The organism is Staphylococcus sp. FSL W8-0271, assembly GCF_038006605.1.
GTDB lineage: Bacteria > Bacillota > Bacilli > Staphylococcales > Staphylococcaceae > Staphylococcus > Staphylococcus cohnii.
Map to the genome: position 1 here is coordinate 184,399 of NZ_JBBOVM010000001.1, position 15,445 is coordinate 199,843.

Annotated in this window: 14 protein-coding genes and 1 pseudogene; 9 read left to right on the plus strand and 6 right to left on the minus strand. The window is 31.6% G+C overall.

The features are described 5' to 3' along the window. Positions 1-14 precede the first annotated feature (14 nt). The 5 genes and pseudogenes from NST87_RS00895 (at position 15) to NST87_RS00915 (ending at position 4,805) form a co-directional block, all read left to right on the plus strand. Positions 15-689 carry an IS6-like element IS257 family transposase gene (locus NST87_RS00895; protein ID WP_001105987.1) on the plus strand — a complete coding sequence of 225 codons (675 nt, stop codon included), beginning with the start codon at positions 15-17 and terminating at the stop codon, positions 687-689. Positions 690-1,292: 603 nt separating this feature from the next. Then, positions 1,293-1,487, plus strand: a complete 195-nt coding sequence (locus tag NST87_RS00900) for a hypothetical protein (protein WP_340721205.1) — start codon at positions 1,293-1,295, stop codon at positions 1,485-1,487. A gap of 879 nt (positions 1,488-2,366) precedes the next feature. Then, positions 2,367-2,629 (plus strand): annotated as a pseudogene (locus NST87_RS00905) (aminotransferase class III-fold pyridoxal phosphate-dependent enzyme); the annotation flags it as partial. Between the two features lie 58 nt (positions 2,630-2,687). Further along, the gene (gene bioB, locus NST87_RS00910; RefSeq protein WP_040030630.1) at positions 2,688-3,674 is read left to right on the plus strand and encodes a biotin synthase BioB; all 987 of its coding nucleotides are present in this window, start codon (positions 2,688-2,690) and stop codon (positions 3,672-3,674) included. 690 nt (positions 3,675-4,364) lie between these two features. Further along, complete coding sequence (locus NST87_RS00915; RefSeq protein ID WP_002476233.1) at positions 4,365-4,805, plus strand: NUDIX domain-containing protein; 441 nt, start codon at positions 4,365-4,367, stop codon at positions 4,803-4,805. Between the two features lie 360 nt (positions 4,806-5,165). Here the strand turns inward: NST87_RS00915 and NST87_RS00920 are convergent, their stop codons facing one another. Together NST87_RS00920 and NST87_RS00925 are read right to left on the minus strand one after the other, a co-directional pair. Then, the gene (locus NST87_RS00920; protein WP_155385136.1) at positions 5,166-5,315 is read right to left on the minus strand and encodes a hypothetical protein; all 150 of its coding nucleotides are present in this window, start codon (positions 5,313-5,315) and stop codon (positions 5,166-5,168) included. Positions 5,316-5,797: 482 nt separating this feature from the next. Then, entirely contained in the window at positions 5,798-6,472 is a 675-nt protein-coding gene (locus tag NST87_RS00925; protein WP_001105987.1) for an IS6-like element IS257 family transposase, read from the minus strand. Positions 6,473-6,849: 377 nt separating this feature from the next. Between NST87_RS00925 and NST87_RS00930 the strand changes: the two genes are divergently transcribed. Continuing rightward, complete coding sequence (locus NST87_RS00930) at positions 6,850-7,563, plus strand: transglycosylase family protein (RefSeq protein ID WP_040030348.1); 714 nt, start codon at positions 6,850-6,852, stop codon at positions 7,561-7,563. Positions 7,564-7,932: 369 nt separating this feature from the next. Continuing rightward, positions 7,933-8,772 (plus strand): YitT family protein, encoded by an 840-nt coding sequence (locus tag NST87_RS00935; protein ID WP_019469175.1) that lies wholly within the window; start codon positions 7,933-7,935, stop codon positions 8,770-8,772. A 350-nt stretch (positions 8,773-9,122) separates the two neighbouring features. Here the strand turns inward: NST87_RS00935 and trhO are convergent, their stop codons facing one another. Together trhO and NST87_RS00945 are read right to left on the minus strand one after the other, a co-directional pair. Continuing rightward, on the minus strand, positions 9,123-10,070 hold the full coding sequence (gene trhO, locus NST87_RS00940) for an oxygen-dependent tRNA uridine(34) hydroxylase TrhO (RefSeq protein ID WP_019469174.1): 948 nt from the start codon (positions 10,068-10,070) through the stop codon (positions 9,123-9,125). Positions 10,071-10,367: 297 nt separating this feature from the next. After that, complete coding sequence (locus tag NST87_RS00945; RefSeq protein WP_040030347.1) at positions 10,368-10,586, minus strand: hypothetical protein; 219 nt, start codon at positions 10,584-10,586, stop codon at positions 10,368-10,370. A 135-nt stretch (positions 10,587-10,721) separates the two neighbouring features. On the opposite strand from NST87_RS00945, the gene NST87_RS00950 reads away from it, so the two are divergent. Continuing rightward, complete coding sequence (locus tag NST87_RS00950; protein ID WP_019469172.1) at positions 10,722-11,192, plus strand: peptide-methionine (S)-S-oxide reductase; 471 nt, start codon at positions 10,722-10,724, stop codon at positions 11,190-11,192. A gap of 100 nt (positions 11,193-11,292) precedes the next feature. On the opposite strand, the gene NST87_RS00955 is transcribed toward NST87_RS00950, so the two are convergent. Then, positions 11,293-12,510, minus strand: a complete 1,218-nt coding sequence (locus NST87_RS00955) for a metal-dependent hydrolase family protein (protein ID WP_340721210.1) — start codon at positions 12,508-12,510, stop codon at positions 11,293-11,295. A 12-nt stretch (positions 12,511-12,522) separates the two neighbouring features. Next, positions 12,523-13,701, minus strand: a complete 1,179-nt coding sequence (locus NST87_RS00960; protein ID WP_019469170.1) for a hypothetical protein — start codon at positions 13,699-13,701, stop codon at positions 12,523-12,525. A 308-nt stretch (positions 13,702-14,009) separates the two neighbouring features. Between NST87_RS00960 and NST87_RS00965 the strand changes: the two genes are divergently transcribed. Next, complete coding sequence (locus NST87_RS00965) at positions 14,010-15,443, plus strand: YhgE/Pip domain-containing protein (protein WP_019469169.1); 1,434 nt, start codon at positions 14,010-14,012, stop codon at positions 15,441-15,443. Positions 15,444-15,445: the final 2 nt, after the last annotated feature.

Here is a 15,445-nt window from a genome sequence, read left to right on the forward strand (position 1 = left end):
AAGGAGTCTTCTGTATGAACTATTTCAGATATAAACAATTTAACAAGGATGTTATCACTGTAGCCGTTGGCTACTATCTAAGATATGCATTGAGTTATCGTGATATATCTGAAATATTAAGGGAACGTGGTGTAAACGTTCATCATTCAACGGTCTACCGTTGGGTTCAAGAATATGCCCCAATTTTGTATCAAATTTGGAAGAAAAAGCATAAAAAAGCTTATTACAAATGGCGTATTGATGAGACGTACATCAAAATAAAAGGAAAATGGAGCTATTTATATCGTGCCATTGATGCAGAGGGACATACATTAGATATTTGGTTGCGTAAGCAACGAGATAATCATTCAGCATATGCGTTTATCAAACGTCTCATTAAACAATTTGGTAAACCTCAAAAGGTAATTACAGATCAGGCACCTTCAACGAAGGTAGCAATGGCTAAAGTAATTAAAGCTTTTAAACTTAAACCTGACTGTCATTGTACATCGAAATATCTGAATAACCTCATTGAGCAAGATCACCGTCATATTAAAGTAAGAAAGACAAGGTATCAAAGTATCAATACAGCAAAGAATACTTTAAAAGGTATTGAATGTATTTACGCTCTATATAAAAAGAACCGCAGGTCTCTTCAGATCTACGGATTTTCGCCATGCCACGAAATTAGCATCATGCTAGCAAGTTAAGCGAACACTGACATGATAAATTAGTGGTTAGCTATATTTTTTACTTTGCAACAGAACCTAACTTATTATATCGCTTAGTTATACTGTGTAATTCAGACTTTGAGTGATAAATTTTTTCGCTTGTTCTAAGCTCTCTTCATAATTAAAATTTTGGTCTAATACTTTTTCACCAATCTCTAACTGTATAGCGTTAATAGTATTATAAGCTTTATCCTTTTTTTATACCTGATACAGTCTTTATGGATAATATCTCCATACTTATCTTTGTATCTTTCTTTTATAAAAAATACAAAGCCCCCTCTTATAGTAATTATAAAGATAACAACCCACAAGAAGTACAGTCAACAGAGATATAATATAAAGAAGATAGTTATAAAGACGTGGAAAGTATAAAAGAAGAAACAGAGAGTCAAAATAATGAAAACGAGTTACTCGATGAAAAATCGATAGAACAAAAAATAGGAAGAACCAGCTTTTGAAAAAGGCTTTTAGAAGTGATTATTTGGTAATTAATGACTTAAAAGCACCTCAATATACTTATGGTTCCTGTTTTATATAGATACAACTTTTGGTGATAACCAAATTAAAAAAATAAATCACAGCATGAAACAGTCGAAAGAACTTACTAAAGAATTAGAAGATAGTAAAAATGAATATCAACGTAAAGATAAACAATTATTTAATGAAAGTGAAGATGATTTAAATAATAGAACAGATATTAATACAGAAAATGAACAAAATGAATTAACATATTTAGAAGCTATTGTATTAATACAATGGCTTCTTTTTTATAATTAAATAAATTATAGTGTCAAAAATTGCAGTATCAATTGATAGATCAATTTAAAAAATTACGGTGCACGACGCACCGTTAACTTAAATCCCCTCTTTTTTTAAGAACCCTAAAAAGCTATAAATAGTATCGTTATAGTCTTTTGTGTGCACCGTTTTTGAATCATTTATGGCATTAAAGTATATTTTGTGCACCGTGATATATTTAATTTTCAACAAAAATTCAAATAGCTATAAATGTTGATATAGCAATGTTTATAGAGAGAAAGTGCCGTAGGAATATTATGTTAAAAACATCAGCTATGCTGATTGCCACCTTAGGTGGCATTGTTTTTTCTTATGCTCTTATTTGAGTTAATCGAAGCATGCACCGAAAATAAGTTTTTTAATTAAATAATAGATATGAATAATGATCTTTTTTAATTAAAAGATGTTACGATACGTGATCAAAAGAACGTAAGAGTAACTTTATTTAGCTGTTGACAGCAAATAAACGTATAGAAAATGTACTGCTAAGAAGAACATTAGATATACCTTACGACCTTTAGAAAATTCAATTTTTAACTTTAAGTTAGTAAATTATTATTCATTAATTTAAAATTTGACTAAAATCACCAACAGTATATATAAAGTATATTTTCCCTTCTTGGTCATACCATTATTTAAACGTAGGGTTAAATGCAAACCAGAAGTCTGACAATAACTTCAAGAGTTTCTAGGAAGTTTTTTGGAATATTAGTAATTAAGGCCTCTCTTTTTTAGATAAATGTCAGATTTATTTTTGTATTTAATGGGAGTGCTTCACCCAAAATGTAAACATTTTTATTTTTTTAGTTTACATTTAGATCGCTTAGTTTTATTATCAGTACTAATACAGATATAAGAAAGAGTGGTGAAATGTTTACTTGTAATCATGAAAATGTGCGCTAGCTATCATGTGTCTAGGTAAGACGATTACGGGGGATTTACCTTTAGCTGCTACTTTAAATTCTCAAAAGATTTATAAAACATTTTCAAGCGATAATCATGGTGTTAATGCATTTTTACATAGCTATACTTACACCGGTAACCAAATAGTATGTTCCATTGCTTTAGAAATTATTGTTACTTTTGTTCCAATTTTAAGCATATTGAATAAAGAAATTTGAAAAATGGTTAATATTTTTGAAAAAGCACTACACAATATATTAGATAAGGATGATTAGTATGAATTTAGCTGAAAAAATTTTAAAAGGAGAAATCTTAACTAAAGAGAGGTTATTGAAAATATATGAAAATCCTAATATAGATACATTAGATTTATTGAACGAAGCCTACATATTAAGAAAACATTATTATGGGAAAAAAGTAAAATTAAATATGATCTTAAATGCTAAAAGTGGTATATGTCCCGAAAACTGCGGTTATTGCGGTCAATCTAGAGATATGAAACAAAAGCAAAGATACGCTCTAGTACCAGAAGAACAAATTGTTAGCGGAGCCAAAGTAGCTCACGAGAATAACATAGGTACATATTGCATTGTCATGAGCGGCCGAGGACCTAGTAACAAAGAAATTGATCATATAAGTAGAACAGTAGAAGAAATTAAATCAAACCATCCTCAACTGAAAGTATGTGCGTGTCTTGGTTTAACTAATGATGAACAAGCTAAGAAGCTCAAAGCGTCTGGCGTTGATAGATATAACCATAATATAAATACGAGTGAAAACTATCATGAAGAAGTTGTAACTACCCATACTTATAAGGACAGAACAAATACTATAGAAATTATGAAAGAAAATAATATTTCACCATGTTCTGGTGTGATTTGTGGGATGGGAGAATCAAATCAAGATATTATTGATATGGCTTTTGCCTTAAAAGAAATAGATGCAGATAGTATTCCTATTAATTTTTTACATCCTATTAAAGGTACAAAGTTTGGAGAAATGGATGAATTGACACCCATGAAGTGCTTGCGACTTATATCTCTATTTAGGATTGTCAATCCATCTAAAGAAATTAGAATTGCTGGCGGTAGAGAAGTTAATTTACGTTCACTACAACCTTTGGCTTTAAAGGCAGCAAATTCAATATTTGTAGGAGACTACTTAATTACTGGAGGACAGCCTAATAAATTAGATTATAAGATGATAGAAGATTTGGGATTTGAAATCGACTCTGGATATAATGAGCTGAAAGAAAGAGTATAATGACCTTACAAAGTGATTTTAAAAATTACAAGAAGAAAGTTTATATAGAGAGATTAAATCTATTGGATCCATTCGTGGTAAAGATATACCTATAGATGGGAAAATGATATTAATTTCGCCTCCAATCATTATCAAGACAAGAAGAAACTCGTTTTCAACTCGTTTCTAAAAATTAAAAAAGAGAGTAAAAATTAGGAGCTACTCTCTTTTTTAAAACCACTCAATAAACCAAAAATAAGAATTAAAGCAGAAATAAATAAACATAAAACAAAAAGACCATTAAATTCAGGTGTATTGAAAAAAGAAAACAATTCTAAGTTACTTAAATTACTAAGAAAACCACTATCATTGGGAGTTAGCTTCAAGTAATCAAAAACAAAAATTAAAAGGGTATTCGGATTATCGTGTGGAAAAACATTATAGCTGGTAGATTTTTGCTAAACTAAGGTCAGGCTAGTTGAAGAGTATCTTTTATTTTCTAAGTAATTGTGGTAGCATAAAAATGAACTAGAAAACTGTAGCTAGGGTTCCGCTATCTAGGTAGGTCAGTGACCGAGGGCTACATCTTTTACAATATGTAAAAGGCACCTATTGACATAAAAGGTCCGAGGGGGAAGGTTCAGCGTAGTTGTTATGCGTTGAAATCTTTCTCTTCGGCTCTTTTTTTATTATTTAGGAGGTATTTATCGTATGAAAAGGATCGATGATTTGAAAGCTGGTGTTGCAGTTATTATTTTGAATGAGGAGAACCAAGTTTTGTTGCAAAAAAGGTCCGATGTAGGACTTTGGGGTATTCCTTCAGGACATATAGAAATAGGGGAAACAGTTTCTGAAGCAGCTATTAGAGAAATAAAAGAGGAAACCAATTTAGATATTAGAATTAAAAAGCTTATAGGTGTGTACTCTGAGCCTGATTCTCAGGTTTTTACTTATCCAAATGGAAGAGTAGTGCATTTTATAACAACTTGTTTTCTTGCTGAAATTACTGGGGGTGAACTACGATGTAATTCTTCTGAGTCACAAGAAATTCAATTTTTTGAACAACAAAGTTTACCAAGAGACTTATTGAAAATGCATCCTCAATGGTTAAATGACGCCCTTGCCAATGATGACTTAGCTTTTATTCGTTAAAAAGTAAATCCTTGTTAAGTTAACGGGGGGATTAGTAAAAAGAGGGGTTCAGATAAAAAATTCCACACTATTTTCCGATTACCCAATTAAAATAAATGTGCCAATTGTGAAAAGAATAGCTGAAATTAAATATTTTAAAAACTTACTCAATATACCCCTCCTTTTTTTATCAAATTACCAAAATTAGTTGCTTTATTCCAATTGCTTTATTGACGTTGAGCCTCGGAACCCTTAACAATCCCAAAACTTGTCGAATGGTCGGCTTAATAGCTCACGCTATGCCGACATTCGTCTCCAAGTTTAGTTAAGGGTTCTTCTCAACGCACAATAAATTTTCTCGGCATAAATGCGTCAACTCTTTTATTCTTCAGAAATACTTTTAGTTAATAAAGTTGCTCCACCAATTAACATTCCAATACCCAAAATAAAGAAACCACTAAAGATAGCAAAAAGACTTCCTAAAGATAAGAAAATAGAAAATAAATTACGTTCTGTTTTTTTCAAATTCAAAACTCCTTTTTAGCAAACTTTATCACAATAGTTATTACTTTACAGGTCTATTTTTCGTCGTTATAATCTAGTTAAATCCCGTAAGGGCGCACTTATACGTCGGATAAATCGACGTGTGCAAAACCGTAATCGACCTTCGTCGATTTTTTATATTCATTTTAAGGAATCGGCGTTGTGGCGCAGATATAAAAATTAATACTACATCAAGACTAAAGCTACTAGTTTTTTGCTAGTAGCTTTTTTATTTTGTTAATTTTTAAATGCCTTTATTTTGTTAATTTTTAAATGCCTTTATTTTGTTAATTTTTAAATGCCTTTATTTTGAATTTTAAGGGGGCATTTTAAAGATTTAGGGGTAAATCATATAGTTTTATTACCTAAAAACCTACATAAGCTTTTAAAACGCAAATATGAGCCAAATAAAGGTTCTGTTGCAAAGTAAAAAATATAGCTAACCACTAATTTATCATATCAGTGTTCGCTTAACTTGCTAGCATGATGCTAATTTCGTGGCATGGCGAAAATCCGTAGATCTGAAGAGACCTGCGGTTCTTTTTATATAGAGCGTAAATACATTCAATACCTTTTAAAGTATTCTTTGCTGTATTGATACTTTGATACCTTGTCTTTCTTACTTTAATATGACGGTGATCTTGCTCAATGAGGTTATTCAGATATTTCGATGTACAATGACAGTCAGGTTTAAGTTTAAAAGCTTTAATTACTTTAGCCATTGCTACCTTCGTTGAAGGTGCCTGATCTGTAATTACCTTTTGAGGTTTACCAAATTGTTTAATGAGACGTTTGATAAACGCATATGCTGAATGATTATCTCGTTGCTTACGCAACCAAATATCTAATGTATGTCCCTCTGCATCAATGGCACGATATAAATAGCTCCATTTTCCTTTTATTTTGATGTACGTCTCATCAATACGCCATTTGTAATAAGCTTTTTTATGCTTTTTCTTCCAAATTTGATACAAAATTGGGGCATATTCTTGAACCCAACGGTAGACCGTTGAATGATGAACGTTTACACCACGTTCCCTTAATATTTCAGATATATCACGATAACTCAATGCATATCTTAGATAGTAGCCAACGGCTACAGTGATAACATCCTTGTTAAATTGTTTATATCTGAAATAGTTCATACAGAAGACTCCTTTTTGTTAAAATTATACTATAAATTCAACTTTGCAACAGAACCTTAAATGATAAATCAAATATTACAATACTTGAATAAAAAGTGTTTTTATTACAACATCATTACAATAAAATAGAAAAAATAATGAGTCTTAAGATGATGGTGAAAGTATTCTAACGTTATTTGGACAGTGTAATAATAAACTTTTATGTCATGAGGACGTAAAAAATCTAACTGTTTTTTTAACTTCCCTGTAACCCACAAGTACTTTTTGGATGTTACAGTGGGAACTAGCAAATTTGATAAAAGTAATTTTGCAAAAAACGAAAGCACAAATTAAAGCATAAATTTAAAAGTATAATCTCTTGGGAGGATTTATTAATAATGAAAAAAACAGTATTAGCTTCAACATTAGCAGTAGGACTTGGCGTAACAGGAATTGCAGCAGGAAATTCAGCAGATGCGTCTGAACAAGGTATCGATCAAGCACAATTAGCTCAACAAGCACAAAACAATCCACAACAATTGAATGCACAAGCATTACATGACGGTTCATATAATTATAATTTCAGCCAAAACGGTACAAATTATAATTTTGAATCTGATGGCACAAATTGGTCATGGAGCTATGGTGAAGGTTCAAACGGATCAAGTGAAGCATCAGCACAATCAACAAGTGATGCAGGACAACAAGAACAAGCACCACAAACTCAAGGTCAAACACAACAAGCTTCATCAGAACAACCAGCACAAGAACAAGCACCTCAAACTGAGCAAACACAACAACCACAACAAGAATCAGCTTCATCACAACAATCAACAGATAGTTCTTCAAGTGAAGCATCAAGTGGTTCATCTGTAGATGTAAATGACCACTTGAAACAAATCGCGCAACGTGAATCAGGTGGCGACCTTAAAGCTGTTAACCCATCTTCAGGTGCAGCAGGTAAATATCAATTCTTACAAAGTACTTGGGATTCAGTAGCACCAGCTGAATATAAAGGTGTATCTCCAACAGAAGCACCAGAATCAGTACAAGACCAAGCAGCAATGGATTTATATGAATCTGCAGGTGCTTCACAATGGGTTACTGCATAATAAAATAATATTCAATTTTAAAATATTGAATCATCAATCCCTAGGTTCTTTTTATAGAATCTAGGGATTTTTATTTTTTAAAGAAACATGTGTAATGATTAAATAAAGGCATAATACAAAATATCTTTTGATAAATTGAAGTAAATATTATATATCAATAAATAATCATAACCCGCTTACGTTGAAAAACTTACGTATTTTTATTATTATGTCTTCTGTATTAAAAAAATTATAGTTTAAAATTGTAATTCTGAAACTTTTTAGCTATTGCTAAGAAGTTTCTTTTTGTGTTGAAAGAAAATGAACGAAGTATAGTTAAGAAAATGGTGTTCAAAAATTTAAATCATTTATAGAGAGGGTGTGAGTTTAATGGAATATAAAATTCATCTAAAAAATATTTGTTTTTGTCTTATAGGTACTTTTTTAATTGCAATAGGTGTTAATTCATTCGTTTTAGCTTCAAATTTAGGAGAAGGCGGCACAGTCGGTGTCTCCTTAAATCTGAAATATACTTTAGGCCTTTCTCCAGCATTGACGACGCTTATTATTAATATCATATTAATTGGTGTAGGATGGAAATATTTAAGTAAAACAACTGCACTTTATACGTTGATTACTGTGGTTGCGAGTTCATTTTTCTTAGGGATTACTGAATCTTTTAATTTGAATTTAGAGTCAGATTTTATCAATACTATTTTTTCAGGAGTGTTAATTGGTATTGGTACAGGCTTTGTTATATCTGCCCGTAGTACGTTGGGTGGTACTTCAGTTATTGCAAAAATCATAAACAAATATAGTGAAATTAAAACGTCACAAGCATTATTTATTCTTGATTCATTGATTGTTTTATCTTTCTTGCTTGTCTTACCTATTCAAAATGTACTTTATACAATTGTTATGTTATTTATCGTTGAAAAAAGTATGTCTTTTGTAATAGAAGGATTTAATCCTAAAAAAGCAATTACTATTATTTCAGATTTTAACGCGAACATTAGTAAACAAATTAATGAAGAAACGGGGCGTGGTTCTACACTGTTAAATGGTGTAGGAGGATATCAACAAAAAGAAACGAATGTACTTTACGTCGTCGTCCCTCAAAATCAGTTAGCTAGGATTAAAAAGATTGTAAACCGTCATGATGAAAATGCCTTTTTAGTTATCCATGATGTGCGAGATGTTCTGGGAAATGGATTTATGAAATTACAATAAGCATAAATAAGAACATAAATGCAAATTAACTACAAAAGTTTGGTAATAATAGTCATTCATTTATAAATAAGAGGCTGGTATTTTTTTATTCTAGTTTGTTATAGGGAAAATGTGTTTCTATTATCAAATTTTAAAATAAGATGCGGGATAAAAAGATGACAATGGCCACTGTGAAAACACTGAACAATGTAGAAAATAACACAATTTTTGCGCGTAATTCTGGTAAGTTGTGCACCTAATAAAAGAAAAATGGCAATTTCTAATTTTATTTAGAAATTGCCATTTTTTAGTTAGCTTGGTACATATTAAAATTATAAAATATTTACACATAATTTCAACGCATATTTGTATTATACAAGTTGTTTAAAATTTTCCAGGCGTTTTGCCTTTTCTTCATCACTAATGTCATGTTTTTTAACATAACGATTACTTTCATGTTTAGCACATTCATGACAACAAGCACCTAAATAACGTGCTTCATTTTCTTCAGATACTAAAATTTGACGGTTACATTCAGGGTTTGAACAGTTGATGTAACGTTCACAAGGCGTACCGTCAAACCATTCTTTACCTACAACTGTTTTTTTAACTTGATTGACGTCTACACTGATACGTTCGTCAAACACATACATTTTACCGTCCCAATACTGACCTTTTGTTTCTGGATCTTTTCCATAAGTGGCGATACCACCTTCAAGCTGGCTTACGTCTTCAAAACCTTCTCTTAATAGATAACCGGAGAATTTCTCACAGCGAATACCACCAGTACAATAAGTAACGATTTTTTTGTCCATAAATTGATCTTTATTTTCTTTAATCCACTCTGGTAAATCTCTAAAGCGAGTAATATTAGGTCGTATAGCACCACGGAAATGTCCTAAATCATATTCATAATCATTACGCGCATCGATAACAATTGTGTCGTCGTCAAATAATGCTTCTTTAAACTCTTTAGGTGATAAATAATTACCAGTAAGTTCTTTAGGATTAACATCTTGTTCTAAATCTAATGCCACAATTTCTTTTCTAGGACGAACGTGCATTTTTTTAAATGCGTGACCATCTGCTTCATCAATTTTGAAAGTAATTCCTTTGAACCTTTCATCTGATTGTAATGCAATCATATATTTGTCTGTTGCTTCAACTGTTCCGGAAACAGTACCATTAATACCTTCAGTTGATACTAAGATACGTCCTTTAAGCTCTAAATCTTTACAAAAATCTAAGTGTTCTGTAGCAAATGTTTCGGGGTCTTCAATATTTGTATATTTATAATACAATAGTACTCTGTAATCCATAATTCAATTCTCCTCTAAATTTTTTTCTGTTTATAATAGTTTTATATAAAATTAATAGTTTAATAGTATCGTGCGGCTACAATCCATAATGATATGATGAATGTATATTTGTTATATGCTTTTATAAAAGGACGAAATTCTCCTCACTATATTGTAACAAAAAAGGTACAATATTCAATTTAAAAATTTTGTAAAACTAAATATTGTCAAAATTTTTTTGAAGAATATTAGATTATTAATAAAAAACATGCTCTTTTCAAGTTTGTTATTATCAATGAAAAGAGCATGTATATAAATTTATTTATTTTTATTTGTAAAGATAAGTGCAACTACTAAACTAATTGTACTGATTGCAAAGACAATATTCATGATCGAAAGTGTTTCTATAATCACTACATCTTTGCCTAATCGTTCAAAAGCATTTTGTTGCATTTCTTTCTCAGAATTAAAATCACTGTCGGTTCTTGAAGGCTTTTCTTCAATATCTTCTAATAATCTTTCTTTAACTTTAGGCATATAATACCTCCTTATTCTCTAATATAAATTTTCCCTATTAACAAAAAATAAATCATAAATATATGAGCATTTGCATCATATGGTTGTGGTGCCTATACTTTTATTAAATAATGTATTAAATCAGGAGGGGATAGAATGGAAACTGTATATTTAGCAGGAGGTTGTCTCTGGGGTGTTCAGGCATTTGTTAAGACACTACCAGGTGTCATTCAAACAGAAGGTGGTAGGGCAAATGGTATTACGCATACCCTTGATGGAGAATACGACGGCTATGTAGAAGTAATTAAAACAACTTTTGATCCTGAAAAAGTGTCTGTTACTGATTTAATGGGGTATCTTTTTGAAATTATTGACCCTTATAGTGTAAACCAACAGGGCCAAGATATTGGTTTAAAATATAGAACAGGATTATATAGTGAAGACGTAAAACATTTAAAAGAAGCACAAGCATACATAGATGCAATTGAAGACCATCACCTTATTGCCACAGAGGTATTACCATTGACTAATTATGTTAAAAGCGCAGAAACACATCAAGACAGATTATCAAGATTTCCAAATGATTACTGTCATTTACCCAAAGCACTGGTTAATAAATATAAATAATGATAAAGCAAAGTGAATTCAAAATTAAAACCTCGTTGTATATCTTCAATCACTCTTTAGATATACAATGAGGCTTTGTTTTTATAAATAGTAGATAGCATTATCTTTTCACAATCTCACCATCAATACCTACAATTTTAATATTATCAGGGTTTTTTAATATCCCAATACGATCTAATGGATTATCATCTACGATAATAAAGTCAGCTTTTTTGTCTGTTTCAATTGTGCCTATTTCATTGTCATAACCTAGACATTCTGCTGCAGTTTTAGTGGATGCTACTATAGCTTGCATTGGTGTCATACCATGTTCAACCATTAACTCTAATTCACGTAAGTTAGTACCGTGTTTAAAGACACCAGCATCTGTACCCATGGCGATTTTTACACCTGCGTTTACAGCTTTAGTAAAACTTGTTGTATGTGCCTCTAAAACTTCTTTTGACTTTTCAACAAAACCTTCAGACATACCAAGTTCATCTGCAAATTCAATAACTGAAACAGGTGCTAGTAAAGTCGGTACGAGAAAGGTACCTTGTGCCTTCATTTTTTCTATTGCTTCATCATCTAGGTAAATGCCATGCTCTATAGAATGAATGCCTGCTGCGATACAATTTTTAACGCCTTGTAGGCCTTGGGCATGTGCCATAACTTTTCTATTACCTCTGAATTGTGCTTCTTCAACCATAACTTTAAGTTCTTCAATAGAAAATTGTGTGAAGTCTGGATGATCTGTTGGACTTGTTACACCACCAGTTGCATGAACTTTGATTACATCCGCACCAGCACGTAACATCTCTCTTACTTTTTTACGTACTTCTTCAACGCCATCACAAATTCCTGTAGGCAAACCTGGATAATCTTCAATAAAACTTGGCATAGTTATACCAGATTTCGTTAATTTATCACCATGGCCACCAGTAATCGTTAATGCATTGACACTAATTTGCATGCGGGGTCCGAGTATCAAACCATTTTGTACAGCTTCTTTAATCCCTTGGTCAGCACCAAGTGCATCACGCACGGTAGTGATACCGCAATTTACTGTACGTTTAAGATGATCTATAGCGCGATAGAATGTATAAGAAAATGGCGTAGCTAAATTATCTGTCAATGGTCTCATTTCTTCCATGATATGAACATGGCTATCTATCATGCCCGGTAATAAATATTTATCGGTACCATCGATGATTTCATGATTTTCATGGTTTAAATTCTGTCCAATAGTCTTAAAGCGATGATCTTGAATAATCACATCAACGTTTTGTTGTATAGCGCTACCAGTACCATCTATAAGGTTTATATTTTTTATAAGCATTTAAAATTCCTCCTAATTAATAAAATTCATAATAATACCTGTTAAAATCACGGAAGCTACCGTAACGGAAGTAAATCCACCTATCAACATAGGACTAAGTAATTCTTTGAAAAGTGCATCATGTTCTTTTTTGTTTTTGGTTAAACTACGACTCACTTCTTCACATAGCATGTAATCTCCAGGGAAACCATACAATGCAGTTAACGCAACTGGAAGTGCCTTTGTATAACGCCAACCAATCAATTTTGCAGCAACTGCTCCTCCGATTAAAATACCTATCGTACCTATTAATAAAATAAGTAAGATAGCTGGTAGGTGATGCCATAAATCTTGTGGTGTGATATCTCCCATAGAACCGATGACAATCAGCATGATAATAACAAGAATTAAAGTGAACGACTTGTTTTTTTCTAATTCTGCTTGTTCAAATAATCCTAGTTTTAGCCCGACAATCCCAAAGAATAAACTGATAAGTGTAAAATGAATTGGGGTCACTTCTCCAATTACAAAAGCTAAACTAGCTAATACAAACATAATAAATAGTCTTAAAGTATTATTTTGTAAAATAGGATATTTATCATGTAAAGTATGTGTTGTTGATGTTCGAGTCGTTGATGCTTCTTCACGGGTATCAGTTTGTAAATTTTTAGATTCTTGTTGCAAAAAGTGTTTACCGTAACGTTTCATGATTACTGAACTTAATGGTAACCCGATAACACCTTGTAGACCTTGCACAAGTGCTGGTAAAACAATTAAATAACTTAAATCTAATTCCTTTAACTTATCAATTGTAATTAGTAATGCAACAATACCACCTGAGATAGGACCAACACCAGAAGCGGCGATACGAAAATCATAAACTAAAGATACGATGATTAAAATCATAGTCGTTGAACCTATAATGCCGAAAAGTGAAATAATCACTGCCTTCCACTGTGTTTTTAGCGTTGATAAAGGCATCATCGTTCCCATATGCATAATAGCAGGTGCTATAGCTAGTGCACCTAGTGAAGGTAAAATAGCTGAATCAAGAATATTTTCAGGAAATATACCTGCCCATTTAAGTAATAAAAAACTGACCATTGCAGTCAAAAGCATTGGTACTCGTGCTTTTGTCAATGTTGAAATAACTTCCCCCAAAGCAATTAAAGCAAATAAAGCAGTTGCTGAAATAATAGGTTCACTCCACATGATAATTTCCCTCCCTAATTTAAAGTGATAGTAAGTATCATAGCATTAATAAAGGATAAAATTAACAGTAAATACAGAATTTTCAGAATATATTTTTGTTCAAAATCACCATGAAATTTTTTGGAAAATAGGTTTGACATTTAAATTTAAGAAGCGTAATATATAAAAAGTACACGGGGTGTACTGAAGTGATTTCACCCTTATAAATAGCTGGTCATGCGTGTTAAGCTAAGGCAAATATTTTTGTTTTAGTCTTTTTTTAACTTATAGTACATGGGATGTACAATTAAAGGAAGGTAGTTGGAAAAATGTTGAATGAATTTAAATTTATATTTAAAAATAAAATGTTAGTGGTATCTTTAATTGCAATATCACTTATTTCGTTGCTATACGTAGCTTTGTTCGTTGGTTCAATGTGGGATCCATACGATAAGACAGAAAATCTAAAAATATCTGTTGTAAACCACGATGAAAAAGCAACGCTTAATAATAAAGATATTACTATTGGCGATGATTTAGTAGATAAATTAAAAGATAATGATAAGTTTGATTTTCAAGTTGTTTCTGAAAAAGAAGCGAATAAACAATTGAATAGAGGTGAAAGTGTAGGAACTATTATTGTTCCCAAAAATGCCTCATCAAATGCAACGACAATTTTAGATGAAAACCCTAAAAAAATAAATCTTGAAACTAAGGTGAATCCTGGTTCTAGTTATACTGGTAGTCAATCTGCAAACTCAGCTATTAATACAGTGACTGAATCTATAAAAGATAATATAAGATCTAACTATTTGAGTGAATTATTCGCGAGTGCTAAAAAATCACAATCAGGTTATCAAGATACATCAGAAGCATTAGGACAAATGTCTGATGCAGAAACGGAACTCATTGATGGTAATCAACAAGTGACAGATGGTATTCAACAAATGGCACCAATGGTAGGTCAGCCAGCTCAAAAATTATTATCAGGAAATCAACAGGTAACAGATGGACTAAAAGAACTTCAAGCAAATAATGACGAGTTAAAATCAAAAATTGATGATGCAGTTAGTCAACAAAATAATGTATCATTTGAATCTGAAAATGAAAAAGCACTCAATGATGTTACAAAAGTAAAAGAAAATAATCCAACGAATGCTGATGAATATGGTGCAACGATTGTTCCTTATATGGCAAGTGTAAGTTTATTTGTTGGTGCGCTATCGTTTAGTGCTATTTATCCATTGAGAAAAACGATTGATAAATCTACAACTTCAGTGAGACAAGCTTTAGGAAAATTTGCATTATATATTGTTCAAGGTGCGTTGTCTGCATTATTTATGAGCAGTTGGGTATTATTTGTGTTTAACATGTCAGTTGGTAATGTTTGGAAATTTATATTAGTAGGATTGTTATGGGCTATTGCAGCAATTACAATCACATCGTTCCTAACATTATTCTTAGATAGAATAGGACTATTTATATCCATGATTCTTTTAATCTTACAATTAAGTGCAAGTGAAGGTATGTTCCCAATAGAACTTTCTGCAACGTTCTATAGATGGATACATCCATTTTCTCCAATGTCTTACGCTATTCAAGGATACAGAGAAGCGATATTTACTAATGCAGGTCACTTTGACTTTGGATTTGTTGTAGCTTTACTTATCGGTATCATAGTCGTAATGATGATTTTACAATATTTAGTTCTACTATGGTTTAATAAGCGCGATAAGTTACCACTTTCTATCGAATTTAAGTAATT